We start from the raw sequence: 25,098 nt of genomic DNA, 5'->3' as shown, positions 1-25,098 counted from the left end.
AGGCGGGAGACCTGTGCGCACGCGGCGGAGTGCCGTGCGTGAACGGGTCCGGGCCGAGGCCCGGACCCGTTCGGTGCGTCAGTCGCGGATGACGGTCTTGGTCCGCATCAGGAACTCGCCGAGGTAGCCGTCGTGCGGAACGCCCGGCCTGATCCAGTACGTCGGGTGGTCGCCCAGGTAGACGTTGCTGATCGTGGGCTCCTGGAGCAGCGCGTCGATCAGCACCTCGTCCTGCGTGAACGCGGTCAGCACCAGCGAGTTGCGCAGCGGGCCGATCCCGTCGGCGGGCGACCACGGGGCCACCCACACGCAGGGGAAGGGCAGTTCGATGCCGGCCTGCTCGGCGTCCGGCCGCGCCAGCTCGTGCACGGCCGGGCGCAGTACGGCGCTGCCGTCGCCGAGCTCCTCCACGATGCCGTCGCCGCCGAGGTGCGCGGTGGTCCCGGCCGCCTTGGCGAGCAGGAACTTCTCGATGGCGCGCGCCCCCTCCACCGGCTGCACCGCGAGGACGGCCTTCGCGTCCTCGGGGGGCAGGCTGGGGATCGTGGCGAGGCGCTCGGCGATGGCCCGGGCGAGCGGCGCCGGGTCGCCGTCGACGAGCACGGTGGTGGCGTTGATGCAGGCCACACCGCCCTGGTGGCTGATGGAGTCCACGATCGTGTCGAGGTGGTCGCGCCAGTCGACACCGGCCGGGACCAGCATCTTGGAGCGGCCCGGGCCCTGCGGCAGCACGTTGGTGCCCGCGTACTTGCGCACGACGTCGTCGCCGCCGTACACGAGGCCGTAGTCCGCGCTGCGCAGGATCTCGTCCGCGGCCTCGTAGTCCGTGGGCAGCAGCACCACCTGGTCGTTGCCGAAGCCGGCGGCCCGCAGCGCCGAGATCAGCCGGTGCGGGGTGAACGGCTCGCGGCGCGAGGGCCGCACCGCGACGCGGTAGCCGAGGGCGAGGGCCTCGACCCACAGCGAGTGCGGACCGGGGTGGTTGCCGGCGGCGTGCACGGCGAACACGTCGCCGCGCCGGGTCCACACGGCGCTGCCCGTACGGGTCTCCCCGGCGCGCCAGTCGTCCACCGCGCCGGTCGGCCGGGCCTGGTACGCGGCGAACCGGGACTGCTCGGTCGCCTCGATGATGGCGGCGGTCGCGGCCTGCACGACGCCGATGGGCACGCCGGAGACCCGGGCGACGGTGTGCTCGTACTCGGCGAACGACAGCCCGTCGATCGTCTCCTCGGCGAAGATCTTCCCGGCGCGGGCCAGCGCTGCCGTCCGCTCGTCGGCGGGCAGCGAGCCGGCCTTGCGCAGGGCGTCCATCGCGCGGGTCACGAACAGCTTCGGGACCAGGCTGAGTTCGGCGACCGGGGCGCCCGTCACATCGGTGACGGTCATGCGCTTGCGGGCGCGGAAGGGTCCGGAGGGCCCGAGTGCGTCCAGCGTGATCAGGCCGGCGCCGCCGGTACTCCCGGCGCTGCCGCCGCTCCCCGCGCTCATTAATAGACCCCTTCGATGACGGTCTCGTTGTCGAACTCCTGGACCGGGGCGATGTCCGCCACGGAGTCCCCGAGCTGCCAGATGCCCTCGGGGGCGGGCACCCGGGTCGCGTAGTCGCGCTCGAGGTTGTTCGGCATGAACAGGCTCTTGCTGATGTGGTGCATGACGACCTGGCCGCGCTCGCCGTACGGGACGGTCTCGCGGGTCTCCGGGTCGACCACGTCGAAGATCATGTGGGGGGAGAAGGGGTCGTAGATGCACGGGTCGTCGTCGGACAGGCCCGGGCGCTCGCTGGCGTTGCCGAGGATCATCGTCGAGCCGTAGCCGCTGTACAGGTGGGCCTTGGGGAAGACCTCGGTGCGGTACAGGTAGCGGGTGTCGGCGTCCATCTGGGTGCCGACCCAGTTGATCGCCTTGACCTTCTCGTCGATCAGCTTGGCGAGGTCCTCGCGGCGGGCGAGGCGCTCCAGGACCGGCGGCGTGCACATCAGGACGCCGATGTCCTGGGTCTGCAGCAGGAAGGCGACCTGGTCGACGATGTGCTCGGCGTACGCGCCGGCCTCGGCGCCCTTGCCGTCGGATATCAACTTCTTGACCCAGCGCGGGTCGAGGTCGACGGTGAAGGCGAGGCCACCGCGGAAGGCGGTCTGCCGCTTGATCACGTCACCGACCATGTGGGGCCCCGTCGGCGCGACGACCAGCCAGTTCACGTTCTGCGGGACGCCGTGGCGGTCCAGCTGGGCGCTGCTCCAGGCGAGCAGCCGGTCCAGCCACTCCCGGAGCAGGACGATGCGCTTCGGTGCACCGGTGGTGCCGCCGCTCTCGTAGACGCCCACGACCTCGGGCTTCTCGCCGTAACCGCGGGGTATGAGGTCCTCGGCCCGTACGTGGCGCAGTTCGTTGGCGAGGTTGGGAAACCTGCCCAGGTCGGCGAATCCGCCGATGTCGGTCAGCGGATCGAATCCGAGAGTTCCTGCGCGTTCCAGCCAGAACGGCGAACCCGTTTCCGGGGAGAAATGCCACCGCAGGGCGGCGCGCAGGAATTCGTCGGGGTCCGGCTGGGTGTCGAGTGGAAATTCCAGCAAGGGATCAACGATGGACACAATGCTCCTTCCGGATACGGAGTAACGCCGTACTCTTCGCATCGTGCGCCTCGCCGCAGCAGCCGGTCCACGGCATTCGGATGAGTCCGTCAACTGTCTGTGTCAGGTCAGCTGGATCCCGACGGTCCGGTTTGCGCCACCGTCTTCGGGAGTTCGTCGAGCAGCATTCCGAAGTGGCTGCGGTAGGCGGCCAGGATCTGCTCGTCGCCCTCCAGCTGCTCGGTCGTGCGCACCCCGCCCTCGATCCTGACCAGGCGCTTCCCCTTGAGCGTGACCCGGCCGTCCGCGAGCGGCAGCGAGCAGAACAGCTCCTGGAGGAACGGCGAGTCGGGGCTGGTGCGCCACCACCACAGGGTGGGCCCGAAGTCCTCGAGGCGGCAGGTGCGGTCGTCGATCCGGTAGAGCGGGTTCCCCTCCAGGGACACGTCGAAGCCGCTGGCCCCGGCCGGCGCGACCCGGTACTCCCCGTTCGGGTCCTGCTGCACGTCAGTGGTGGCGAAGCGGAGCGGGTGGCGGCTGTTGCGGCCGAATCCGGCGTCGACCAGCCAGGGTTCGTCCAGGGTCACCCGCAGCGCGAGGTGGCACATCGCCGGCCCCAGCCCGTCCGGCCGGTAGACCCGGCCCGGCAGGACCTCGACCCGGTACCCGAGGGCCTCCAGCAGGACCGCGAAGGCCGTGTTCACCTCGTAGCAGCCGCCGCCGCGCCGCTGGCGCACGATCTTGTCGACGACCTGCTCGCCGAGGTGGATCTCGCGGTCGAGGTGGTAGTCGATGTTTTCGAAGGGCACCGAGAGGACATGCCGCTCCTGAAGGTGGCGCAGACCCTCGAGATCGGCTTTCTCCGGCCTTTTCGCGCCGATCCGCTCGAGATATTCGGCCACTCCTGCGTCGTCCAGCATCGCATTCTCCTTGACGATTCGAACCCGGCAGCGTACGCCGAATGAAAATACACCTCCACCCGTCGTTGCCGAATCGATCTGACGGACAACCCGGCACCTGACACAGTGCCGTTCCGCTTGTTGCGGGGTTCTCGCGCGGTTACCAGCATCGGATGGTCCGGAGTCATCCGACGCGGCACATTCGGTTCGAATGGGCACCGTGGAGTCGGCGTGACTGACCGCCCGCCGATGACGATGGAGAACCCACGGCAATGGCCACCTCAGCCGCCCACCGCCCTTCGCCAGAAAACGATGCCGAAGCCGGATCCGTGCTCGCGCACACCAGCGCCGGCGTGATCGCCGGGGAACGCTGCGGACGGCTGTCCGTCTTCCGCGGCATCCCCTACGCCGCGCCGCCGGTCGGCGGCCTGCGCTTCGCCTCGCCGCGGCCGGCCGCCTCCTGGAGCGGCGTGCGCGACGCCACGGCGTTCGCCCCCGAGTCGCTCCAGCCGATCATCCCCGGCAGCGCCGAGGACTCCCTGTACGCCAACGTCTGGACGCCGGCCGCGCCCCCCGCGCAGGCCCCGGGCAGCGCCGCCGACGCCGAAGAGGACGCCGAGGGCGCCCGGCCGGTGCTCGTCTACATCCACGGCGGCGGCTGGATGGTGGGCGGCGGCAGCCTGCCCGTCTACGACGGCGCCCGCCTCGCCGACCGCGGCGACCTCGTCGTCGTCACCTTCAACTACCGCCTCGGCGCGCTCGGCTTCGGCCTGCACGAGGAGTTCACCGACCCCGACACCGGTGACTTCGCCAACTGGGGCCTCCAGGACCAGGTGGCGCTGCTGCGCTGGGTCCACGAGAACGCCGCGGCCTTCGGCGGCGACCCCGGCAACATCACCGTCGCCGGCACCTCCGCCGGCGGGGCGAGCACCTGGCAGCTCGCGCTCCTGCCCGAGCTGCGCGGCATCATCCGCCGCATCGTCCCGATCAGCGCCTGCCACGTGTGGGAGCCGTCCACCTCGCTGTCCCCCGCCGACTCCCGCCGGGCGTACGAGTCGGTCGCGCGCCGGCTCGGCACGACGGTGCCGGGCCTGCGGGAGGTCCCCGCGGCGGCCCTGATGGGCGCCTGGGAGGAGGTGTTCGGCGGGCTCCCCGGCGAGCGCGAGGTCGCCAGCGGCCGCGAGTTCCGCGGCCCGGTCGTCGACGGCCGCTGGATGAGCGCCTTCGACTACGAACTGCCCACCCCCGAGGTGCCGATCATGGCGGTCCACGCCCGGACCGAGGGCTCGTTCTACACCGGCCCCTGCCCCCCGCAGCCCACCCCCACCCCGCCGCCCGCCGACGCCGCCGAGCTCCGCGAAGCCGTGCGCGGCGTGCTGGAGAAGGGGATGGACAAGGCCCCGTACGAGCTGGCCGACGCCTGCATAGCCGCCTACCGCGAGGCCGCCGAGGCCGACGGGCTCCCGCTGGACCCGCTGTCGCTGTGGACGGAGATCTGGGGCGACGCGCTGTTCCGCTACCAGATCATGCGGCTGTCCGAGCGGCACGCCCGGCACGGCCGGTCGCCGCAGTACGTCATGGAGTTCGCCCATCCCGTACGGCCGCCGCACCACGGCACCCCGCACGAGGCGACCTCGCCGTTCCTGTTCGGCACGTACGGCGACCCCTCGGCCGTCTCCGCCACCTACCCGGTCCCGCAGAGCACGCCCCTGTTCCACGACGGACCGCACGAGCGCGCCGTCTCCGAGACCTTCATGGACCTGGTGGCCGCCTTCGCCCGCGACGGCGTGCCCACCGGCCCCGGCAGCCCCGCATGGCCGGTCTTCGATCCCGAGCAGCCCAGCACGCTGGTCCTCGGCGGTGAGCGGGTCGCGGAGATCGCCACCACGTCGAAGCTGCGGCAGCTGCGGTTCTGGGACGAGTCCGGCTGGGTCCCGCGCACCTGACCTGCCCCGCGGCCGACCTGCCGGCTCCCGGCGGCGCGGCCCCCGCCCCCAGAGACACGAATGAGGTTCTTGTCATGGCAACACTCGAAACACCCGCCGAGACCGCGGCACCGGCGCAGGCGCCGGAAGCCACGTCCCTGAAGAGCTGGTTGGCCGTCGTCTCCGTGGCCGTCGGCATCTTCACCCTCGTCACCGCCGAGCAGCTGCCCATCGGCCTGCTCACCTCGGTCGGCGGCGCCCTGCACGTCTCCGAGGGCACGGCCGGCCTCATGGTGACCGTGCCCGGCCTGGTCGCCGCGCTGTCCGCGCCGCTGATCCCGGTGGTCGTCGGCCGCATGGACCGCCGCTTCCTGCTCGTCGGCCTGATGACCGTGATGGCGGTCGCCAACCTGGTCACCGTCCTCGCGCCCAACTTCGGGATCCTGCTCGCCTCGCGCGTCCTCGTCGGCATCACGATCGGCGGCTTCTGGGCCATCGCCGGCGGCCTCGCCTTCCGGCTGGTGCAGCCCGCGGCGATCCCCCGGGCCACCGCGCTCATCTTCGGCGGCGTCGCCGCCGCCAACGTCCTCGGCGTGCCGACCGGCACCCTGATCGGCGGTCTGGCCGGCTGGCGCACCGCGTTCGCCACGCTCGGCGTCCTCGCCTTCGCGGTCCTCGTCGCCCTGCTGGTCCTGCTGCCCTCGCTGCCCGCCACCAAGCCCGTCAGCGTGGGTGAGCTGATGGGCCAGTTCGCCAACCGCGGCGTCCGCTCGGGCATCATCGCCACCGCCCTCATCGTCACCGGGCACCTCGCCGCGTACACGTACGTCAGCCCGATGCTCCAGCAGGTCTCCGGCATCGACGAGGACCTGATCAGCGTCCTGCTGCTGGGCTTCGGCGTCGCCGGCATCATCGGCAACTTCGTCGCCGGCGCGGCCGTCGCGAAGAACCTGGGCCGCACGATGGCCGTCATCATCGTCGCGCTGGCCGCCGCGATGCTGCTCTTCCCGCTGCTCGGCAAGAGCCAGGCCGGCGGCATCGCCCTGCTGGTCCTGTGGGGCCTGGCCTTCGGCGGGGTCTCCGTCAGCCTGCAGACCTGGATGCTCAAGTCCGCGCCCGACGCCATGGAGGCCGCCTCGGCCCTGTGGGTGTCGGTCTTCAACCTGGCCATCGCGCTCGGCGCGCTCGTCGGCGGTCTGATCGTCGACCAGGTAGAGCTGATCACCGTGGCCTGGCTGGGCGGCGTCGTGGTGCTGCTCACCGCGCTCACCCTCCCGAGCCTGCGCACCGCCGGCAAGGCCGCCGAGTGAGCACCCCGCCAGCGAAAGGAACCTCCTCCGTGACCACCACCGCCGTGACCACCGACGACCTCGCCGCGCTCGCGTCCGAGCTGCGCGGGCCGCTGCTGCTGCCCGGCACCGACGCGTACAAGGACGAGGCGCTCGGCTTCAACCGGATCCTGCCGGACGCCCGGCCCGCCGCAGTGGTCCTCGCCGACGGCACCGCCGACGTCCTCGCCTCCGTGCGCTTCGCCGCGCGCCGCGGCATCGCGGTCGCGGTCCAGGCCACCGGGCACGGCGTCGCGCTGCCCGCCGACGGCGCCCTGCTGATCAGCACCCGCAACCTCGACGGCGTACGGATCGACCCGCGCACCCGCACCGCCCGCATCGAGCCCGGCGTCCAGTGGAGCCGGGTCATCGAGGAGGCCGCCGCCTTCGGGCTGGCCCCGCTCAACGGCGCCTCCCCCGGCGTCGGCGTCGTCTCGTACACCCTGGGCGGCGGCCTCGGCCCGCTCGGCCGCTCGTACGGCTACGCCGCCGACCACGTGAAGAACATCGACCTGGTCACCGCGGACGGCGAGCTGCGGTTCGTGTCCCCCGAGGAGCACCCGGACCTGTTCTGGGCGCTGCGCGGCGGCAAGGGCAACTTCGGCGTGGTCACCTCCATCGAGATCGGCCTCTTCCCCGTCGCCCGGCTCTACGGCGGCGGCCTGTTCCTGCCCGGCGAGCACATCGACGAGATCCTGCGCACCTGGCGCGACTGGACGCGGACCGTCCCCGACGCGATGCAGTCCTCGATCGCCGTGATGCGCTTCCCCGACATCGACGTGCTGCCGCAGCCGGTCCGCGGCCGCTTCCTCGCGCACATCCGGATCGCGTACAACGGGCCCGTGGGGGAGGGCGAGGAACTGGTGCGCCCGTTGCGGGAGATCGCGCCGGCCGTCCTCGACACCGTCGCGGACATGCCGTACACGCGGGTCGCCGAGATCAACATGGACCCGACCGTCCCGTTCGTCTACTACGAGCGCTCCACCCGGATCCGGGAGCTCGACGACGCGGCGATCGACACCCTGCTGCCGCTGATCAAGGAGGGGGTGGACGCGGTCCGCCCCGGCATCGAGCTGCGCCACCTGGGCGGCGCCCTGGGCCGGCAGCCCGAGCACCCCAACGCGCTGCCGCACCGCGAGACCGCGTACACGCTGTTCGCGGGCGCCCCCGTCTGGCCCGAACACATCCAGGACGTACGGGAGTTCCAGGAGCGGCTGATCGAGACGATGGAGCCCTGGCGGATCGGCGGCCCGTTCCTCAGCTTCATCAGCGCCCTGGAGAGCACGCCCGAGCACCTGCGCTCGGCCTACGACGAGGCGACGTACGCCCGGCTCGTCGCGGTCAAGGACGCGTACGACCCGCAGAACGTGTTCCGGGTGAACCACAACATCCCGCCGACCGGGTGGTCCCGATGACCGAGGAGAGGACGAAGACCATGCTCAGCGATGCGATGGTGGACGCGTACCTGGAGCGCATCGGCGCGCGCCGGCCGGAGAAGGCGGACATCCACGCCCTGCGGCACCTCCAGGAGCGCCACGTGCTGTCGGTGCCCTTCGAGAACATCGACTACCACGTCGAGGGCGCCGAGCTCAGCCTCGAGCGCGAGTTCCTGTACGAGAAGATCGTCACCCGCCGGCGCGGCGGCGGCTGCTACGAGCTGAACCCCGCCTTCGGGCACCTCCTGGAGGCGCTCGGCTTCTCCGTGGAGATCCTCGCCGGCCAGGTCTTCCTGGGCGGCGGGTTCGGCGCGCCGCTGTGCCACCTGGCGCTGCGCGTGCGCCTGGACGGCCAGGACTGGCTGATCGACGTGGGCTTCGGCAAGAACAGCCGGTTCCCGCTGGAGACCGGGTCGGCGGAGGTCCAGAAGGACCCGCACGGCGATTACCGGGTGACCCGGCCCGAGGAGGGCTTCCTCCAGGTCCACTTGAACGGGGAGATCCAATACCGGCTCGACGAACGGCCGGTGCGGATCGAGGACTTCTACCCGACGCTGTGGTGGTACCGCACGGCGCCCGATTCGGTGTTCCTGCACAACCTCATCTGCTCGATCCAGAACGAGGGCGGCCGGGTCACCGTCAACGGCCGGGAGCTGACGCGCACGGACGAGAACGGCACCGTGACGGTGGAGCTGGCGGACGACGCCGCCCTGCGCGCCGTGTACGAGGAGGACTTCGGCCTGGTCATCGACCCGGCGGCCATGCCGAAGCAGCCGGACGTCGACCCGGCCATTCGCATCGTCATGCAGATCGACTGAATAACATTTCCCTGATATCCACACCCCTGTGCCGCACGCATTTCGCGTGCGGCACAGGGGTTTTTCTGCCATGGCGAACGCATCGAGCCGACCTGACGGATCGACACCTGGTCCATACCTCCCGTGAATTCACCGCGCCATCATAGGAATTGCAGGAATACTCATCAATTCCATGGGAGACAATCACATGCGCAAGAGCACCCGTATCAAGGTCGCCGTTTTCGCGGGCGTCGCCGCGCTCGCCACCGCGACGGCCGTCACGGGCTCCGCGAACGCCGCCGTCGAGGGCGGCAGCAGCTGCTACACCCTGCCGGGCAGCTGGAAGGTCGTCGACGACAACACCCACGAGACCTTCCTCGGCAGCTACTACGGCAGCGCCACCGCCACCGCCGGCGTCGTCAACTTCACCTCGCCGAACAACACCACGACCGCCTCGCACGGCGAGTGGCGCCAGACCGGCTGCGGCACCTACTCCGACACCGACGTCGCCTTCCTGATCGGCGCGGACGGCAAGGCCGCCTCCACCATCACCTTCAAGGCCAACATCTCGGTGACCGGCAAGAACACCGCGAACTTCGACTTCGCCTTCACCATCAACAACCTGGACGGCTCCTTCGTCACCAGCGGCGCCTCCACCGGCAAGGCCACCCGCATCGCCGTCCAGCCCCGCTGACCCCCGCGCTTCCCCCGCACACCCCCTGCACCGCCCTTCCCCTCGGCGCCCCCCTCAGGCGTCCGCCGTACGGGCCCGGCTCCCCCCGGCCGGGCCCGTACGGCTTTGTCACGCACGGGCGCCCGCACCGCACGCGGCCAACGCAACGGGGCCCGCGGTGCGCACCGGCCGGGTGCGCGCCACGGGCCCCGCAGGGTCCGTACGCGGGTTCAGGAGGGCTCGGGGGCCGGCAGCGCCGCGACGACCACCGCGGCCTCCTCCTCGGTCAGCTCGATCCCGAACTGCTTGGCCAGCAGCTCGCGCACCTCCCCGTCCGCCACGTGCCGGACCTCGACGGTGCCGTCGGCCCGGGTCAGGGTGAGCTTGCGGTGGTTGAGGTTGAGCCGCCAGTCCTCCGCGATCCGCTCCAGGAAGACGCGGCCGGTGAACGGCGAGCTCGCGTGCGTGGAGATGAAGTAGTTCGCCACCACGCAGTCGATGTGGTGGTGCGCCTCGGTGGCGTACCAGTACAGGGGGAACCAGCCCTCGTCCCGCTTCAGGGAGAGCACCCACTCCTTGTCGGAGCCCTCCTCGCGGGCCAGCCGGTACACCCAGCCGCCCTGGTCCGAGACGATCCCGTCCGAGACCGGGATCGGCTCCAGCGGGCCTTCGTCGCCGAAGCCCACGTCGGCGAGGTACGTCTCCTCGCCCACGGCCACGCTCAGCATCAGGTGGGTCCGGGGCAGCGGCTTGGGCGCGTCCAGGAGCGGGCGCGCGTACAGCCGCGTGACCTCGTACCCGAGCCGCTCCAGCAGCACCGCGAAGAGCATGTTGTGCTCGTAGCAGTACCCGCCGCGCCGGCTGCGCAGGAGCTTGGACTGCATGACGTCCACGTCGAGGTCGATGCCCCGCCCCAGCAGGATGTCGAGGTTCTCGAACGGGATCGTCAGGGCGTGCGCCCGGTGCAGCCGGCGCAGGGTCTCCGCATCCGGCTCCAGCGGCCCGGTGACGCCGAGGCGGTCGAGGTACGCCTCGACGTCGAGGAGTTCGGCCTGCCACTGGGCGGCGCTGCAGAACGGCCTCATGCTCAGCCCTTCTTCTCGCTGTCGAGCATGGCCATGCCCTCGGCGTCGAAGCGCGTACCGGCGACCTCATCGGCGGGGACGGCCCGCTCGATCTCGGCGACGTCCTCGGCGGTCAGCTCGAGGGGGAGCGCGCCGAGCGCCTCGGTGAGCTGGTCGCGGCGGCGGGAGCCGACGACGGGGACGATGTCCGGGCCCTGGGCCATGGCCCAGCCGATCGCCAGCTGCGAGGTGGTGACGCCCTTGGCCTCGGCCACCTTGCCCAGGGCCGCGACCAGCTGCAGGTTGCGGTCGAGGTTCTCGCCGCTGAAGCGCGGGAAGTTGCTGCGGCCGTCGTCGGAGGCGGCGGCGCGCTGGTGGTTCCAGCGGCCGGACAGCAGGCCCCGGGCGAGCACCCCGTACGCGGTGATCGCGGTGCCGAGCTCGCGCGCGGTCGGCAGGATCTCGTCCTCGATGGAGCGGGAGAGCAGCGAGTACTCGATCTGGAGGTCGGAGATGGGGTGCACGGCGGAGGCGCGGCGCAGGGTCTCCGCGCCGATCTCGGACAGGCCGATGTGCCGGACGTGGCCGGCCTCCACCATCTCCTTGATGGCGCCGATGGTCTCCTCGATCGGCACCGCCGGGTCGAGGCGCGCCGGGCGGTAGACGTCCACGTAGTCCGTGCCGAGCCGCTGCAGGGTCTGGGCGAGGGAATTCTTGACGGCCTCGGGACGGCAGTCGACGCCGAGGATGCCGCCGGACGGGTCGCGCAGGACGCCGAACTTGACGCTGAGGGTGAGCTGCTCGCGGTCGTGGCTCTGCAGCACCTCGCGCAGGAGGAGCTCGTTGTGGCCGCTGCCGTAGAAGTCGCCGGTGTCGAGGAGGGTGATCCCGGCGTCGATGGCGGCGTGCGCGGTGGCGACTCCCTCGGCCCGGTCGGCAGGGCCGTAGAAGTCGGACATGGACATCAGGCCGAGGCCGAGAGCGGAAACCTCAGGGCCGGCCGAACCAAGTGATCGCAGCTGAGTCATATACCCCAGCATTGAGCAGGCGCCTTCGGCGCAAAAACCATTCCGGGCCGGTCTGTCAGGTCGTGAATGGCCAAATATCGACGGGGATTCGGCTTGGCGAGTTGCGATCATTGAATGCATGACAGAAAAGATGCGCACGGTCCGCCAGGACGTCCTGGGCGGCACCGAAGTACTGAACCTGACGGATTCTCCGCTTCCCATTCCCGGCCCCGCGGGAATTCTGGTAAAGACCCACGCCGCCGGCGTCAATCCCATCGACTGGAAGATCCGGGCATTCGGATTGTGGATGACTCCGCCGTTCGGCGTCGGCTGGGACGTCTCCGGCACCGTCGTGGCGGTCGCCGCGGGCGAGAACCGCTTCAAGGTCGGCGACGAGGTCTTCGGCCTCCCCTCCTTCCCCGACGAGGCCGCCGGGTACTCGGAGTACGTCGCCGCGCCCGCGCGCCACTTCGCGCGCAAGCCGGGCAGCCTCGACCACGTCTCCTCGGCCGCCCTGCCGCTCGCCGGCTCGACCGCCTGGCAGGCCCTGGTCGACGGCGCGGACCTGCAGGCGGGCCAGCGGGTGCTGATCCACGCGGCCGCCGGCGGCGTCGGCCACCTGGCCGTCCAGATCGCCAAGTCCCGCGGTGCGTACGTCATCGGCACGGCCAGCGCGGCCAAGCACGGGCTGCTGCGCGAGCTGGGCGCCGACGAGCTGATCGACTACACGACGCAGGACTTCACCGAAGCCGTCCGGGACGTGGACGTCGTACTCGACCTGGTCGGCGGCGAGTACGAGGACCGCTCCCTGCGCACCCTGCGCCCCGGCGGGCTCTACATCGGCGTGACGAACCCCCTCGGGATCGAGGAGATCTCCGCGAAGGCGACCGCGGCGGGCGTCCGCGCCATCACGGTCAACGTGGCCCCCGACCACATGGTCCTGCAGGAACTGGCCACCCTCGTGGACACGGGCCGGCTGCGCCCCCTGATCGCCGAGACCTTCCCCCTCCAGGACGTGCGCAAGGCCCACGAGCTCGGTGAGGCCCGCCACACCACGGGCAAGATCGTCCTCACGGTCTGACTCGGACCGGACAGCCTCGCCGCCGCACCGGCCGCCCCGGCGGGCGGTGCGGCGGGCGGCGGCGGGCAGCGGCGGGCAGCGGCGGTGACGAAAACAAACCGTCCGGCCACTTAAAGTGATCATGCATCGTCGCCGACGATGGCCGGCATGAAGGGAACGGGAACCCCCTCAGCGGACTCCGGCGCATCGTCCGAGAGCCCAAAGCTGCGTCAGGACGCCACGGCGTCCGGTTCGGCCCGGGTCTACCAGGCCGGTCGCGACCTGCGCATCCTCAACATCCGCGTCCCGCGCAGCATCCGGAACACGTTCCTCCTCCTCGTGGTCCTGACGCTGCTCGGCGGCGGGGCCTGGGCGGTGGTGCGCTGGGTGCTGCCGGCCTACGCACCGACCTACAAGACGCAGTTCCTCATGGACGCGACCGCGGTCTCGGACTCCCAGGACGCGGACGCCGTCGCCGCCTCCCTCAAAGCCGTGGTGGGGAACGCGGGTGACTCCGACGCCCTGGCCCTGCGCCGCTTCGGCGGCGAGTGCGGTACGGACGGCAACACGGCCCGGCTGGTGGATTTCGGCACCGACAACCGGCAGGACATCGTCCGGGCCGCACAGCAGGCTGCGGTGGGCGGCCGGGCCACCCTGCTGCGGGGCATCGTCCAGGCCGTCGACGACTTCTCCGGCACGTTCGCGATCGGCGCGGGTCAGCGCGCCAAGCAGGTGAACCGCATCGTCGTCGTCACCCGGCACGGCAAGGACGCGTGCGACGACGACACCGACTTCGTACGGCGGGAGATCGCGGACCGGATCCGCGCGGCGGGCCTGAAGATCGAGTTCCGGCTGATCGGCTACCAGGTACCCGAGAACCAGAGCGAGAGCCTGAAGTCGATCGCCACCGCCGGCTCCAACCCGGCCGAGCCTGTCTTCGCCAACACCCGGGCCGACCTCGACGCGGCCCTCGAATGGTCGACCAACACCGAACCGGTCCTCCGCAACGCCACGAAGATCGTGGACGTCCTCAACCCGGCCGTGACCCGCATCAACACCGCCGTACGGGAGATCACCGAAGGCCGGCTCGGGGAGGCGGAGAAGAACCTCGACCGGGCCAGGGAACCGCACGTCGGCACCGAGTTCGAGGACCTCGCCGGACGGGCGAAGACCCCCGAGGGGCGCGACATCAACGACCGGGCGGCGAAGCTGCGCGAGCAGCAGAAGACCGTGCTGGACGCGGCCGACCGGCTGCTGGAGGCCGCGCGCTCCAAGGCGCCGCTCGGCCCCCGCCACGAGGCCTTCGAGCAGGCCGCCACCGACTACAACACCCAGGTGGACGCGATGAACAAGGCACTCGCCGCCCTGCGCGCCAAGGCCCCGGCGGCCCGGTGACGGCCCCGGTGGCGGCGCGGCCGCGCAGACGCTGGTTACGGATCGCCCTGGCGGTCCTCGCCGTGGCGGTGCTCGGCATCGGGGCGACCGTCGCGTACGTCGTACGGTCCACCCCGCAGTACCGCACCGCGTTCCTCGTCGACACCTCCGACCCCGGATCCCCGGGCGGCGGGCGGGACTTCGGCGCGCTCGCCGATGCGGTCGGTGCCGCGGTCGGCAACACCGGGGACCGCGACGCCCTGTCCCTGCGCCGGTTCGGCGGCGTCTGCGGCGAACGGGACAACACCCGCGAGCTGGTCGGCAGCGCAACCGGCAACGCGAAACGGATCAGCGCTGCGGCGCACGCGCTGACCCCGGGCGGCAAGGCCACCCTGAACAGCGGCCTCCTGGCCGCGATCGACGACTTCTCCGGGCGCTACCCGCTGCGCGCCAGCAAGCGCAACCGGATCGTCGTCGTCACCACGCAGGGCACCGACGGCTGCGGAGGCGACGCGGAGGCGATGAACAAGCAGGTCCGCGACCGCATGGACGCCCTCGGCCTGCAACTGGAGTTCCGGTTCGTCGGCTACCGCGTGCCGGCCGCGGAGCAGGAGGTCCTGACCAAGCTCGCCTCGGCGGTCAAGGCCGCCGCACCGCAGTTCACGCAGGACTCCGCCGAGCTGAACGCGGTGCTCGAGAAGCTGGTGATCCCCTCGCTGCCCGAGGCGAAGCCGGTCGAGGTCCCCTCCCAGGAGGTCTCCGTCACCGCCTGCTCGCGGACCGGTACGCCCCTGGAAGGAACACCCGCGCCCCCGCCGCCTTCGGTCCGCCTGCCGAGCCGGCTCACCGTGCCGGCAGGCGCCCGGGTGTACGCGGCGGATCCGAAGACCCACCTGATGGCGCCGGCGGGCAAGACGTGCACGCTCGCCTTCTACGACTCCGCAGTGGGCCGACAGGTACACGTGGGTGACACCCCGCTCGACTTCGAGGATTTCGGGGTGGGCCTGACGGAAGACACGGTGACCGGGGTGGCCCTGGACTGCTCCGACTTCGGCAGGACCGCACCCGAGTTGCTGAAGTACCTGGACGGGGACCCGGACGCCTCGGCGAGCACGTGCAAGGCACAGGACACGGGAAAGACGGTGAACCTCCCCACCGGCGTCCCGGGTCTCTACGTCGGAACCGTCCGAGAGTCCGGGGGGACGGACGTCAAGGGCCACCTCCGCCTCCTGAACTTCCGTGGCGAACGCCCCGTCACGAGCAGTCTCATCTGCCTGCTCCCCAAGGAGCAGGCAGACATCTGCACGGCCTCCCTCGTCTACTACTTCCTCCAGCAGGCGGCCGTCACGAACATCTCGACCGCCGACCGCGACCGTGTCACCGCAGCCATCGAGGCCTACGTCAAGAGCCTGCCGTGAGGCGGTCGAAGTCGTACGCGCCGTGCAGCCAGGCCACCTTGTCGTACATGTCGTCGTCCGACAGCGAGGCCAGCATCGCGTTGCGCTCGACCCGCGCCTCGCCCGCCGCGTGGTAGAGCTGCCGGCCCATCTCCCGGGCGACCAGCTGCACCTGCGCCGTCCGCTCGCGCCGCGCGGCGTTGTACTTCTCCAGCCGCTGCTCGTAATCGGCCGGGCAGCCGTCGAGCAGCCCGCTCAGCAGCACCGCGTCCTCGATGGCCTGGCAGGCGCCCTGCGCGGCGTACTGGAGCATCGGGTGCGCGGCGTCGCCCAGCAGCGCCACCCGGCCCTCGGTCCACCGGTCGACCGGGTCGCGGTCGCACAGCACCCAGGACTTCCAGTCCCGGCCGAGCTCCAGCAGCCGCCGTGCGGCGCCGGACAGTTCGGGGAAGGAGTTCACGACGTGGCCGTGCTCCGCCGGCAGGCCCGCCACCGCCTCCGTGGCGCCGTCGTCCCGGGTCGCGGCCAGGTTGAAGTGCTCGCCGCCCGCGATGGGGTAGTGGACGAAGTGCCACTTCGGGCCCGCCCACAGGGTGACGGTGTTCCACCGCAGCTCCTCGGGCACCTCCTCCATCGGGATCACCGACCGGTAGATGGTGTGGCCGGAGACCCGCGGGGCCCCGTCGCCGACCATCTGCTGCCGGATCGCGGAGTGCAGTCCGTCCGCGCCGATCAGCGCGTCGCCGGTGAGGCGCCGGCCGTCGGCGAGGACGGCGCGGACCGCGCCCGCCTTCTGCTCGTACGCGACGACGTGGTGGCGGCCCAGCAGCTCGATGCCGGGGTGGCGGCGGGCGGCCTCCAGCAGCGGCAGGTACAGGTCGACGCGGTGGACGACGGCGTACGGGTTGCCGAACCGGCCCCGGTACTTCTCCTTCACCGGCATCGCGGCGACCTTCTCGCCGGTCGTGCCGTCCATGAAGCGCAGCTCGTCGATGAAGACGGCGCGGTCGCGGACCTCCTGGCCCACGCCCAGCAGGTCGAGTGCGTGGAAGGCGTTCGGACCGAGCTGGATGCCCGCGCCGACCTCGGTGAAGACGTCCCTGCGCTCCAGGACGGTGACCTGGTGTCCACGCTTCGCGAGTCCGAGCGCCGCGGCGAGGCCACCGATGCCACCGCCGGCGATGAGTATGTCGGCCATGGGGGTTCTCACATCCCTTTCGTTGTCAGTGACTGTGGGTGCCCGAGCGGTGGGCCGGGAAGAGCCGTCCGAGTTCGGCGTGGAAGCCGGGGAAGGTCTTGCCGACACAGGACGGGTCGTCGAGCGTGATGCCGGGGACGCGCAGGCCCAGTACCGAGAACGCCATGGCGATCCGGTGGTCCCGGCGGCAGGCGATCCGGGCGCCCGTGGGCCGGCCCGGGTGGACGGTGAGCCGGTCCGGTCCTGACTCGGTGCGGATCCCGAGGGCCTTCAGGTTCTCCTCGACGGCGGCGATCCGGTCGGACTCCTTGAGCCGTGCGTGGCCGATGCCGTGGACGGTGATCGGCGCGTCGGCGAGCGGGGCCACCGCGGCGAGGGTCATGAAGGTGTCGGAGATGTCGCCCATGTCGACGGCGAAGCCGCCGCGCAGCGGCCCGGCGGCGGTGACGGTGGTCGCCCCGTGGGCGATCTCCACCCGGGCGCCCGCCCGGCGCAGCACCTCCACGAAGCCGAGGTCGCCCTGGACGCTGCCGCGGCCGAGGCCGGGCACGGTGACGGTGGTGCCGGTGACGGCGGCCGCCGCGAAGAAGTAGGAGGCGGTGGAGGCGTCGGGTTCGATGTCGAGTTCGGCGGCCCGGTAGCCGCCGGGCAGCACCTGGATCGCGCCGCCCTCGAACTCGTCGACGTACGCGCCGAAGTGGCGCATCAGCTCCTGGGTCATGGTGATGTACGGACGGCTGACCAGCCCCTCGCCCCGTACGGTCAGCGGCCGGCGCATCAGCGGCCCCGCCATCAGCAGTCCGGTGAGGTACTGGCTGCTGAGCGAGGCGTCCACGGTCAGCTCGCCGCCGGTCAGGCCCCGGGCGGTGACGGTCAGCGGCAGTCCGCCGACGGGCTCGGTGACCCGGGCGTCCGCGCCGAGCCGGCCCAGCGCCTCGGCGAGGGGGCGCAGCGGCCGGGCGCGCAGCTGGCCGGTGCCGTCGAAGGTGAACGTGCCGGCGCCGGTCGCCGCGAACGGCGGCAGGAAACGGGCGGCGGTGCCCGCGTCCTCGCACCACACCGCGCCGCCGACGGCCGGGGCGCGTCCGCTGCCGGTGACCTTCCAGCCGTCGGCGCCCTCCACGACCGGCACGCCGAGGCCGGACAGTGCCTCCCGGAAGGCGACCGTGTCCGCGCTGACCAGCGGGGCCCGCAGCAGCGAGACCCCGTCGGCCGCGGCGGCCAGCAGCAGCGCCCGGTTGGTGATGCTCTTCGAGCCCGGGATGCGGGCGGTCAGTACGGCCGTGTTCACGCGCTCTCCCGGTGTCCGGCGCGGGCCAGCCCGGCCCGGGCGGTGGCGGCGACCCGGGCGGCGCTGAAGCCGTGCTGCCCGTGGAGCGCGGTGTAGGGGCCGCGTGCGCCGCACTGGTCGAGCCGGACCGGGATGCCGGCCTCGCCGAGCAGCTCGTAGCAGCCGAGCGCGGAGCCGGCCGCCACGGACACCCGGGCCCGGACGCCGGGCGGCGACGGCGACGGCGTCGGCGGGCAGGGCATGGGCACCACCCGGGCGGCGATGCCCTCGCGGTGCAGGATGGCGCGGGCGTCGAGGGCGATGCGCATCTCGCTGCCGGTGGCGATCAGCACCACGTCGGGCGCGGCGCCCTCGGCGCCGGCCTCGAGCTCGGCCACGGCCTCGGCCTCGGCCTCGGCCACGACGCTGTCCCGCTTGGACCAGCCGGGCTCGCCGGGATCGCCGGGGGAACGGGGAGATGTCTGCATGGGGCGGGCCACCGCTCTACTCGCTGGTCTTGCGGTCGAGCACGAGGTCGTGCCCGACGATGTACGCGGCCGCGTCGGAGCAGAGCCAGACCACGGTGTCGGCGATCTCCTCGACGCTGGCTCCCCGGCCGAGCGGGCAGGGGCTGATGGCGTTGATGCGGATCGACTGGGCGACGTACTCGCGGGCCGCGGTCCGGGTCAGGGCGCTGACGGCGGCCGTGGACGCGGCGTACGCGCCGAGTCCGGGGAGCATGCCCTGGGCGCCGATGTTGCTGGCCGTGTTGACGATGACCCCGCCGCCGGCGCTCTCCATGTGGGCGATCTCGTGCTTCATGGACAGCCACACGCCGGTGAGGTTGGCCGTCAGGGTGTGCGCCCAGACCGTCTCGTCGATGTCCGCGACGGACTGGTGCGGGCCCAGTTCGGTGGTGTTGTTGAAGGCCACGTCCAGGGCGCCGTGCCGGCGCACGGTCTCGGCGACGACGTACGCGGCGCCGGCGTCCGCGCCGGCCGTCGTCTCCGACACGTCGGCGACCACGCTGTCGGCCTGCCCGCCCGCGTCGCGGATCAGCTTGACCGTTCCTTCGAGCGTCTCCGGGTGGCGGCCCGAGACCACCACCAGTGCGCCGAGCCGGGCGAAGGCAACCGCCGCTGCCCGGCCGATGCCTTCGCCTCCTCCGGTGACGAGGACGACCTGGCCGTCGAACCGTTCAGACATCAGCGTTCTCCTGATTCTCCGCTTCGGATTTAACGGGAAGGCGCTCTGCGGAACGCCACGACCAACCGTCACCCTGCAAGAAACAACTGCCGGTGAGGCAGTGGCCTTCTCTCATTCCGTCAGGTCCCGGGGGCAGGTGACGCAATACTCCGCCCGGCTTTGACACCACTGTTCGCCCGGCCGATGCTGCACGCCGGCTTAGCTGCGGAAAGGGGAGATCAATGCTGACGCTTTCATGGACCCGTCCGGTCGTCGGCGCAGCTCAGGAAGGGTGTCCGGCTCCTACGCGGGAGAGTCTGTGGCAGGCGCTGCTACACAAGGCGGAGTTCCCCACCGGCTATGTTCCGGCCATTACGGATTGCCGGATCAACGAACGGTACGCCGATGGATTTCTCCGGGAAATCCGGCGCGGCGAGCTGACCTTCGTGCAACGCGTCACTCCGCAGGAGAGCGCCGGGCGCATTACCTACCGGCATCTGGACGACACCGACATCGCGGAGATACGCAATGAGATCGGAGAGGACGAGGACGGCCGGCTCACGCTCACGCTGAGCATCACCCTGACCGACGGCCCGGCGGCCGCCGTCCTCGCGCAGAACACCTACCTGCGGGACCTGGACTGCGATTTCCACGGCACGCTGGACGCCATGACGGAGGTCCTGCGCGAGGTGATGACCACGGGGGCGGACCAGGGGGCGTGACCGCCACGCGTACGGCCCCTCACGCCCCCGGGGGGCCGTGAGGGGCCGTACGCGCTCTCGTGCCTCACACCTTCCCGGGCAGCGTGTGGACGCCCTCGACCGTCGCCTCCACGTCGAACACCGTGTACTGCACCGGCGCCCGCCCGATCAGCTCGGCCGCCCGCGGGGCCAGCGGCTGCGCCGCCGCCTGCGCGGACTCCCACAGCAGCACCGCGCCCCAGCGCTCCGTCGCCGGGTCCGCGATCCAGAACTTCAGCCGCAGCCCCTCGACCGCGGCGAACCGGTCGACCGCCTCATCGCGCAGGTACGCCCGCAGCGAGTCGATGCTGTGCCCCGAGTCCTTCAGGTCCCACCAGGCCACCGTCGCCTTCATGCTCATACGGACTGCTCCTGGAGCAGTCCGGACAGAGCCTCGCCGACGATGCGGATGCCGTCCTCCGTGAGCACCGACTCCGCGTGGAACTGCATCGAGCGGAAGCCGGGCCCGCGCAGGGCGTGCACCTCCCTGGTCCCCGGCTCCCGGCACACCTCGACCAGGCCGATCCCGGGCACCTCGACGGTGTCCGAGGCGCTCTGGGCGGCGAAGGTGTTGTAGAAGCCGACCCGCTCGCGCCGGCCGAACAGCTCGATCTCCCGCTGCACGCCCTGGTTGGGCTGCTCACGGCGCTTCAGCGCGAGGCCGAGCTTGGTGCTGAGCACCTGGTGGCTGAGGCAGACCGCGAGGAACGGCCGCCCCTCGCCGAGGAGGGTGTCCACCGCGGACCGCAGGTGCGCGATCTTCGGGTCGTCCACCTCCCGCGGGTCGCCCGGCCCCGGCCCCATGACGACCAGGTCGTACGGGGCGAAGCTGTACGGCTCGTCGAACCGGCGGACCGTGACGTCGGCGTCCATGGCCCGCAGCTGGTGCTCGATCATGGCGGTGAAGGTGTCCTCCGCGTCGACCACCAGCACCTTGCGTCCCATGAGGAGCGGGACCGGCCGGGCCCGGGAGGCGTCGTCGTCCAGCCAGAACCCGGCGATCGTCGCGTTGCGCCGGCTCAGGGCCGCCCGTACCTCCGGGTGGTCGCCGAAGCGGCGCGGCCCCGACGGCTCGAACATCGCGAGCAGGCCGGCCGCCTTCGCGCGGGTCTCGGCGACCTCGGACAGCGGGTCGGAGTGGCGCACGAGGGTGGCGCCGACGCCGATGCGCATCCGCCCGGCTCCGTCGATGTCGGCGGTGCGGATCAGGATCGCCGAGTCCAGCGTCCGCTCGCTGTTCTCGTCCTGTCCCATCAGGGCCAGCACGCCGCTGTAGTAGCCGCGGCCCTGGGGCTCGTACTTCTTGATGACCCGGCCCGCGCTCTCCAGCGGGGACCCGGTGACCGTCGGTGCGAACAGGGTCTCGTGCAGGATCTCGCGGGGATCGCGGGAGGTCCGGCCCTCGATGAAGTACTCGGTGTGGGCGAGGCGGGCCATCTCCTTGAGGTACGGCCCGACGACCCGGCCGCCCGATGCGCAGATCCGGGCCATCATCTTGAGTTCCTCGTCGACGACCATGTACAGCTCGTCGGCCTCCTTGCGGTCGGCGAGGAAGTCCATGACGCCGGGCAGTTCGGGCCCCGACGCGGGGAACCGGTACGTGCCGCTGATCGGGTTCATCACGGCCCGGCCGCCGGAGAGGCTGACGTGCCGCTCGGGCGAGGCACCGATGAGGGTGCGCTCGCCCGTGTGCACGATGAACGTCCAGTACGCGCCGGTCTCCCGCTCCAGCAGCCGGCGGAAGAAGCGCAGCGCAGCGGCGGTGGAGTACTCGCTGATGTCGGCCACGAAGGACCGCTTCATCACGAAGTTGGCTCCGGCGCCGGTGCCGATCTCGTCCGCGATGACGCGGCGAACCGTTTCGGCGTAGGTGTCGTCGTCGATGTCGAAGTCGCCGCCCGTCGCGAGGTGGACGGGGGCGTCGGGGATCCCCGCCAGGACGGCGGCGAGCGGCACCTGCGCCTGCTCCTCGATCACCATGGCGAGCAGCGGGGTGCCGTCGTCGGGCGCCTCGAAGCCGCGTTCGGCGAGCTGCCGGTACGGGACGAGGGTGAGGACGTCCTGGCGGGCGCCGGCGCCGGCCTCGACGTCCCGGAGCGGGATGTCGGCGAGCGTGGCCGCCTCGGTGAACTCGCCGAGGAAGAGGTCGAGGTGCCCGGTGACGGTGGTCTCCGGACGGTGGATCAGCGCGAAGGCCGGCGGTCGGCCGGTCAGGATCCGGCCCAGCAGGTCTCCGGTCATGCGGATTCCCCTCCCGCTCCCGCGTAGGCGGCCACCCGGTCCGGGAGGGCCGTCAGGAGCTCTTTGGTGGTGGTCAGACGGGCGCAGCGGCCGGCGGCGTACTCGAGCGCCATCCGGTGCTCCTCCCAGCTGAAGTCGGCGACGGCGTCGGCGACCAGGAAGGGCTGGATGTCGTTGGTGAACGCGTCGACGGCGGTCACCAGGACGCCCACGTGCGCGTACACACCGCACAGGATCAGCTGGTCGCGGCCCTGTGCGCGCATCCGCTCGAGCAGATCGGTCTTGAAGAAGGCGCTGTAGCGCCACTTGGTGAGCATCCAGTCGCCGGCGGCGGGCGCCACCGGGTCCACGACCTGGCGGTGCTCCGGGCTGGGCTGCATGCCCGGGCCCCAGAAGTCCCCGAGCAGTCCGCGCTCCTCGGGGGTCATGCCGCCCGGCTGCGCGGTGTAGGCGACCGGGATGCCGAGCTCGGCGGCGCGCACGCGCAGCGCCCCTGCGTTGCGGGACAGGTCCACGACGGGCTGCTCGCCCTCGGGGAAGGGGGCCAGGAAGTACTTCTGCAGATCGTGCACCAGCAGGACGGCGCGGTCCGGATCGATCTCCCAGTCGACGCCGGAGGCGGGCAGGTCGGCCGCCGACGGCATCGGATAGGGGTTGATCGCAGGTATGCCTGCCATGCGTTTCTCCCTCTCGTTCACGCTCTCGTTCACGGTTCGCTGACTGGTTGCACCGGTCTCAGGCACCGAGCGCCGCACCGCCGTCGACGGTGAGGTCGTGCATCGTGATGTGGGCGGCCTTGTCGGAGAGCAGGAAGACCACCGCCTCGGCGACGTCCTCGGGACGCGCCAGCTTGCCCAGCGGGATCCCGACGCGGTACGCGTCCGGGACCCCGTCGATGGAGGCCCGCGCGCTGCTCTCGTCCTGCCACATGGAGTTGAGCATCGGGGTGTCCGTCGAGCCCGGCGCCACGAGGTTCGCGCGGATGCCGTACTTGGCGACCTCCAGCCCCAGGCACTTGGTGAACATCGTCGCGGCGGCCTTGGAGGCGGCGTACGCGGACATCTCGGTACGGGCGGTGCCCGCGGCGTTGGAGGCGATCGTGACGATCGCGCCCCGCCGGCGCGGCACCATGCGGTTGACGACGGCCCGGGAGACGAAGAAGACGCCCGTGGTGTTGACCGCGAACGTCGTGCTCCACTCCTGGTCGGTCAGGGTGCGTGCCTCGGCCAGCCGCAGCACGCCGGCCGCGTTGACGAGGAAGTCGAGCGGACCGACGAGCGCCTCGACGTCGTCGACCAGCGATTCGACGTCGGCGCTGGAGGTGACGTCGGCCGGGAACGGATCGACCCGGCCGCCCTCCTCCGCGACGGACTTGGCGACGTCGCGCAGGCGGTGGGCGTCCCGGTCGACCGCGGCCACCCGGACGCCCCGGGAGGCCAGGGCGCGGACAATGGCCTCGCCGATGCCGCCGGCCGCTCCGGTGACCAGAGCGATCTTTCCTTCCATGATGGAGAAACCCCCTCTTTTTCTTCGGCCTCAGCCGCGCCAGGCCGAGACGACCTCGATGGCCTGGTCGACATTGAGGCGCGGGTCGCAGAACGAGGTGTACTTCTCGCCCAGTTCGTCGACGTGGTATTTGTCGGAAACGCATTCGTGGACCAGGTCCGGGGTCGTTTCCAGGTGGAGCCCGGCCGCCACTCCGCCGTTGTCGACGACGGCCTTCTGGAATTCCTCGACCTCGCGTACGACCGTTTCCACATAACGGGTCTTGACGCCGCCGGGCAGGCTGACGGTATTCCCGTGCATCGGATCGCACAGCCACAGCACCGGGTGCCCGGCCTCGTGCACCGCGCGGACCAGCTCCGGCAGCTTCTCGGCGGCCTTGCCCTGGCCCATCCGGGAGATCAGCGTGAGCCGGCCCGGCTCCCGCTCCGGGTCGAGCCGCCCGCACAGCTCCACGAGCTCGGCCGGGGTCATCTTCGGACCGACCTTGGTGGCGACCGGGTTGGCGATGGTCGCGAAGAGCTCGATGTGGGCGCCGCCCAGCTCGCGGGTGCGCTCGCCGACCCACGGCCAGTGCGTCGAGGTCAGCAGCACCGAGCCGTCCGGCTGGGTGCGCAGCATCGGGCCCTCGTAGTCCAGCAGCAGCGCCTCGTGGCTGGTCCACACCGGGGCCTCGGCCGCGGAGGGGCGCCCCTCGCCGTGCCAGCCGAGCCAGCCCATGGCCCCGGCGGCCGCCCGGTAGCCGGCGACCAGGCGCCGGGGGTCGGGACGGCGCAGCTCCGGGTCCGGCTCCGGGCTGTTGACCATGTGGCCGCGGTAGACGGGCAGCTCGATGCCGCCGACGGTCTCGGTCGGCTGGGAGCGCGGCTTGCCGAACTGGCCGGCCAGCCGGCCCACCCGTATGACGGGCTTGAGCGAACGCGTCTTCATGACACCGGCCAGCACGTCGAGGAGCGCCGCCTTGCGCGCCACATAGCCGGGAGTGCACTCCGCGGGGTCCTCGGCGCAGTCCCCGCCCTGGATGACCTGCACCTCGCCCCGCGCGGCCGCCGCGAGCAGCACGCGAAGGGCTTCGACGTCCTGCGGACGGACGAGTGCGGGCGCTTCGGCGAGTTCGGCCCTGGCATTCTCCAGGGCGTCTTCATCCGGCCAAACGGGCTGTTGGCCCGCGGGCAATGATTTCCAGCGTGCAACACCGTGCATGCGGCACCTCCCAGTGCTGAACCTGCCGTGACATCAGATGCAGCCAGAAGTCTGTGAAACAGGCATTCGGGGGAACCACAAGAGATTCGCCACTACGTCAGGTGGGGCCGTATTCGGTCAGGTTGAAAGCAGGGGCCCGAAATAAACCTGACGCAGTACCCGGGCGTTGGGACGGGGTCGGCGTCGAACCCTTTAAGGTCCGCACACGTGAGAGGACACGGGACCTGG

23 protein-coding genes are annotated in these 25,098 nt (G+C 71.6%); 9 read left to right on the top strand and 14 right to left on the bottom strand.

The annotated features are described in order from the left end of the window. Nucleotides 1-78 precede the first annotated feature (78 nt). The 3 genes from ACFYXK_RS15495 to ACFYXK_RS15485 all read right to left on the bottom strand — a co-directional run bounded on the left by ACFYXK_RS15495 (nt 79) and on the right by ACFYXK_RS15485 (nt 3,490). Nucleotides 79-1,488 carry an aldehyde dehydrogenase family protein gene (locus ACFYXK_RS15495; RefSeq protein ID WP_389411581.1) on the bottom strand — a complete coding sequence of 470 codons (1,410 nt, stop codon included), beginning with the start codon at nt 1,486-1,488 and terminating at the stop codon, nt 79-81. After that, nucleotides 1,488-2,591 carry an AMP-binding protein gene (locus tag ACFYXK_RS15490; protein ID WP_389411580.1) on the bottom strand — a complete coding sequence of 368 codons (1,104 nt, stop codon included), beginning with the start codon at nt 2,589-2,591 and terminating at the stop codon, nt 1,488-1,490. The genes ACFYXK_RS15495 and ACFYXK_RS15490 overlap by 1 nt, the downstream gene beginning before the upstream one ends. A gap of 107 nt (nt 2,592-2,698) precedes the next feature. Further along, nucleotides 2,699-3,490, bottom strand: a complete 792-nt coding sequence (locus tag ACFYXK_RS15485; RefSeq protein ID WP_389411579.1) for an arylamine N-acetyltransferase — start codon at nt 3,488-3,490, stop codon at nt 2,699-2,701. A 308-nt stretch (nt 3,491-3,798) separates the two neighbouring features. Here ACFYXK_RS15485 and ACFYXK_RS15480 point away from each other — a divergent pair, with 308 nt between their 5' ends. The 5 genes from ACFYXK_RS15480 to ACFYXK_RS15460 all read left to right on the top strand — a co-directional run bounded on the left by ACFYXK_RS15480 (nt 3,799) and on the right by ACFYXK_RS15460 (nt 9,649). After that, a complete protein-coding gene (locus ACFYXK_RS15480; protein ID WP_389411578.1) occupies nt 3,799-5,415 on the top strand; it encodes a carboxylesterase family protein in 1,617 nt (538 codons plus the stop codon). A 74-nt stretch (nt 5,416-5,489) separates the two neighbouring features. Beyond that, complete coding sequence (locus tag ACFYXK_RS15475) at nt 5,490-6,704, top strand: MFS transporter (protein ID WP_389411577.1); 1,215 nt, start codon at nt 5,490-5,492, stop codon at nt 6,702-6,704. A 29-nt stretch (nt 6,705-6,733) separates the two neighbouring features. Then, complete coding sequence (locus tag ACFYXK_RS15470; protein WP_389411576.1) at nt 6,734-8,137, top strand: FAD-binding oxidoreductase; 1,404 nt, start codon at nt 6,734-6,736, stop codon at nt 8,135-8,137. Continuing rightward, the gene (locus ACFYXK_RS15465) at nt 8,134-8,976 is read left to right on the top strand and encodes an arylamine N-acetyltransferase (RefSeq protein WP_389411575.1); all 843 of its coding nucleotides are present in this window, start codon (nt 8,134-8,136) and stop codon (nt 8,974-8,976) included. Before ACFYXK_RS15470 ends, ACFYXK_RS15465 begins: the two co-directional genes overlap by 4 nt. A gap of 187 nt (nt 8,977-9,163) precedes the next feature. Further along, nucleotides 9,164-9,649 carry a hypothetical protein gene (locus ACFYXK_RS15460; protein WP_266665655.1) on the top strand — a complete coding sequence of 162 codons (486 nt, stop codon included), beginning with the start codon at nt 9,164-9,166 and terminating at the stop codon, nt 9,647-9,649. Nucleotides 9,650-9,858: 209 nt separating this feature from the next. On the opposite strand, the gene ACFYXK_RS15455 is transcribed toward ACFYXK_RS15460, so the two are convergent. Both ACFYXK_RS15455 and ACFYXK_RS15450 read right to left on the bottom strand, forming a co-directional pair. Next, entirely contained in the window at nt 9,859-10,713 is an 855-nt protein-coding gene (locus tag ACFYXK_RS15455) for an arylamine N-acetyltransferase (RefSeq protein ID WP_389411574.1), read from the bottom strand. Nucleotides 10,714-10,715: 2 nt separating this feature from the next. Next, nucleotides 10,716-11,720, bottom strand: a complete 1,005-nt coding sequence (locus ACFYXK_RS15450; RefSeq protein WP_389411573.1) for an aldo/keto reductase — start codon at nt 11,718-11,720, stop codon at nt 10,716-10,718. Nucleotides 11,721-11,838: 118 nt separating this feature from the next. On the opposite strand from ACFYXK_RS15450, the gene ACFYXK_RS15445 reads away from it, so the two are divergent. From ACFYXK_RS15445 to ACFYXK_RS15435, 3 genes are all read left to right on the top strand, one after another. After that, entirely contained in the window at nt 11,839-12,780 is a 942-nt protein-coding gene (locus ACFYXK_RS15445) for an NADP-dependent oxidoreductase (protein WP_389411572.1), read from the top strand. Nucleotides 12,781-12,927: 147 nt separating this feature from the next. After that, on the top strand, nt 12,928-14,154 hold the full coding sequence (locus ACFYXK_RS15440; RefSeq protein WP_389411571.1) for a hypothetical protein: 1,227 nt from the start codon (nt 12,928-12,930) through the stop codon (nt 14,152-14,154). Further along, nucleotides 14,151-15,551 (top strand): hypothetical protein, encoded by a 1,401-nt coding sequence (locus tag ACFYXK_RS15435; protein ID WP_389411570.1) that lies wholly within the window; start codon nt 14,151-14,153, stop codon nt 15,549-15,551. The genes ACFYXK_RS15440 and ACFYXK_RS15435 overlap by 4 nt, the downstream gene beginning before the upstream one ends. Here ACFYXK_RS15435 and ACFYXK_RS15430 read toward each other — a convergent pair. From ACFYXK_RS15430 to ACFYXK_RS15415, 4 genes are read right to left on the bottom strand one after another with little or no spacing between them, the layout of a single operon-like run. Next, nucleotides 15,535-16,728 carry a 3-hydroxybenzoate 6-monooxygenase gene (locus tag ACFYXK_RS15430; RefSeq protein ID WP_389411569.1) on the bottom strand — a complete coding sequence of 398 codons (1,194 nt, stop codon included), beginning with the start codon at nt 16,726-16,728 and terminating at the stop codon, nt 15,535-15,537. The genes ACFYXK_RS15435 and ACFYXK_RS15430 overlap by 17 nt on opposite strands. A gap of 25 nt (nt 16,729-16,753) precedes the next feature. After that, the gene (gene aroA / locus ACFYXK_RS15425; RefSeq protein ID WP_389411568.1) at nt 16,754-18,019 is read right to left on the bottom strand and encodes a 3-phosphoshikimate 1-carboxyvinyltransferase; all 1,266 of its coding nucleotides are present in this window, start codon (nt 18,017-18,019) and stop codon (nt 16,754-16,756) included. After that, nucleotides 18,016-18,486, bottom strand: a complete 471-nt coding sequence (locus ACFYXK_RS15420; RefSeq protein WP_389411567.1) for a transketolase C-terminal domain-containing protein — start codon at nt 18,484-18,486, stop codon at nt 18,016-18,018. The genes aroA and ACFYXK_RS15420 overlap by 4 nt, the downstream gene beginning before the upstream one ends. A 16-nt stretch (nt 18,487-18,502) precedes the next feature. Beyond that, nucleotides 18,503-19,204 carry an SDR family oxidoreductase gene (locus ACFYXK_RS15415; protein ID WP_389411566.1) on the bottom strand — a complete coding sequence of 234 codons (702 nt, stop codon included), beginning with the start codon at nt 19,202-19,204 and terminating at the stop codon, nt 18,503-18,505. 221 nt (nt 19,205-19,425) lie between these two features. Here ACFYXK_RS15415 and ACFYXK_RS15410 point away from each other — a divergent pair, with 221 nt between their 5' ends. Next, entirely contained in the window at nt 19,426-19,905 is a 480-nt protein-coding gene (locus tag ACFYXK_RS15410) for an AtaL-like protein (protein ID WP_389411565.1), read from the top strand. Between the two features lie 64 nt (nt 19,906-19,969). Here ACFYXK_RS15410 and ACFYXK_RS15405 read toward each other — a convergent pair whose 3' ends face one another. Genes ACFYXK_RS15405 through ACFYXK_RS15385 form a run of 5 tightly spaced genes read right to left on the bottom strand, consistent with a single transcriptional unit; the run spans nt 19,970 to nt 24,870 of the window. Continuing rightward, nucleotides 19,970-20,284: a hypothetical protein gene (locus ACFYXK_RS15405; protein WP_389411564.1), complete on the bottom strand. Its 315-nt coding sequence runs from the start codon at nt 20,282-20,284 to the stop codon at nt 19,970-19,972. Beyond that, nucleotides 20,281-22,164 (bottom strand): anthranilate synthase family protein, encoded by a 1,884-nt coding sequence (locus ACFYXK_RS15400; protein WP_389411563.1) that lies wholly within the window; start codon nt 22,162-22,164, stop codon nt 20,281-20,283. The genes ACFYXK_RS15405 and ACFYXK_RS15400 overlap by 4 nt, the downstream gene beginning before the upstream one ends. Then, entirely contained in the window at nt 22,161-22,841 is a 681-nt protein-coding gene (locus tag ACFYXK_RS15395) for an isochorismatase family protein (RefSeq protein WP_133897449.1), read from the bottom strand. Before ACFYXK_RS15395 ends, ACFYXK_RS15400 begins: the two co-directional genes overlap by 4 nt. A gap of 58 nt (nt 22,842-22,899) precedes the next feature. Next, nucleotides 22,900-23,670, bottom strand: a complete 771-nt coding sequence (locus tag ACFYXK_RS15390) for a 2,3-dihydro-2,3-dihydroxybenzoate dehydrogenase (protein ID WP_030302457.1) — start codon at nt 23,668-23,670, stop codon at nt 22,900-22,902. Between the two features lie 30 nt (nt 23,671-23,700). Continuing rightward, nucleotides 23,701-24,870 carry a 3-deoxy-7-phosphoheptulonate synthase gene (locus ACFYXK_RS15385; protein WP_389411562.1) on the bottom strand — a complete coding sequence of 390 codons (1,170 nt, stop codon included), beginning with the start codon at nt 24,868-24,870 and terminating at the stop codon, nt 23,701-23,703. Nucleotides 24,871-25,098 lie beyond the last annotated feature (228 nt).

Source organism: Streptomyces sp. NPDC002209 (assembly GCF_042890265.1).
Lineage (GTDB): Bacteria > Actinomycetota > Actinomycetes > Streptomycetales > Streptomycetaceae > Streptomyces.
Note: the sequence above shows the minus strand (reverse complement) of the source record. Positions and strands in the feature narration are given on the sequence as shown.

Coding starts and splice junctions, on each gene's coding strand:
- ACFYXK_RS15400 (WP_389411563.1), bottom strand. CDS start 22,164: ATGACCGGAGACCTGCTGGGCCGGATCCTGACCGGCCGACCGCCGGCC.
- ACFYXK_RS15455 (WP_389411574.1), bottom strand. CDS start 10,713: ATGAGGCCGTTCTGCAGCGCCGCCCAGTGGCAGGCCGAACTCCTCGAC.
- ACFYXK_RS15475 (WP_389411577.1), top strand. CDS start 5,490: ATGGCAACACTCGAAACACCCGCCGAGACCGCGGCACCGGCGCAGGCG.
- ACFYXK_RS15450 (WP_389411573.1), bottom strand. CDS start 11,720: ATGACTCAGCTGCGATCACTTGGTTCGGCCGGCCCTGAGGTTTCCGCT.
- ACFYXK_RS15445 (WP_389411572.1), top strand. CDS start 11,839: ATGACAGAAAAGATGCGCACGGTCCGCCAGGACGTCCTGGGCGGCACC.
- ACFYXK_RS15465 (WP_389411575.1), top strand. CDS start 8,134: ATGACCGAGGAGAGGACGAAGACCATGCTCAGCGATGCGATGGTGGAC.
- ACFYXK_RS15385 (WP_389411562.1), bottom strand. CDS start 24,870: ATGCACGGTGTTGCACGCTGGAAATCATTGCCCGCGGGCCAACAGCCC.
- ACFYXK_RS15405 (WP_389411564.1), bottom strand. CDS start 20,284: ATGAGCATGAAGGCGACGGTGGCCTGGTGGGACCTGAAGGACTCGGGG.
- ACFYXK_RS15390 (WP_030302457.1), bottom strand. CDS start 23,670: ATGGAAGGAAAGATCGCTCTGGTCACCGGAGCGGCCGGCGGCATCGGC.
- ACFYXK_RS15495 (WP_389411581.1), bottom strand. CDS start 1,488: ATGAGCGCGGGGAGCGGCGGCAGCGCCGGGAGTACCGGCGGCGCCGGC.
- ACFYXK_RS15420 (WP_389411567.1), bottom strand. CDS start 18,486: ATGCAGACATCTCCCCGTTCCCCCGGCGATCCCGGCGAGCCCGGCTGG.
- ACFYXK_RS15395 (WP_133897449.1), bottom strand. CDS start 22,841: ATGGCAGGCATACCTGCGATCAACCCCTATCCGATGCCGTCGGCGGCC.
- ACFYXK_RS15440 (WP_389411571.1), top strand. CDS start 12,928: ATGAAGGGAACGGGAACCCCCTCAGCGGACTCCGGCGCATCGTCCGAG.
- ACFYXK_RS15410 (WP_389411565.1), top strand. CDS start 19,426: ATGCTGACGCTTTCATGGACCCGTCCGGTCGTCGGCGCAGCTCAGGAA.
- ACFYXK_RS15430 (WP_389411569.1), bottom strand. CDS start 16,728: ATGGCCGACATACTCATCGCCGGCGGTGGCATCGGTGGCCTCGCCGCG.
- ACFYXK_RS15485 (WP_389411579.1), bottom strand. CDS start 3,490: ATGCTGGACGACGCAGGAGTGGCCGAATATCTCGAGCGGATCGGCGCG.
- ACFYXK_RS15415 (WP_389411566.1), bottom strand. CDS start 19,204: ATGTCTGAACGGTTCGACGGCCAGGTCGTCCTCGTCACCGGAGGAGGC.
- ACFYXK_RS15460 (WP_266665655.1), top strand. CDS start 9,164: ATGCGCAAGAGCACCCGTATCAAGGTCGCCGTTTTCGCGGGCGTCGCC.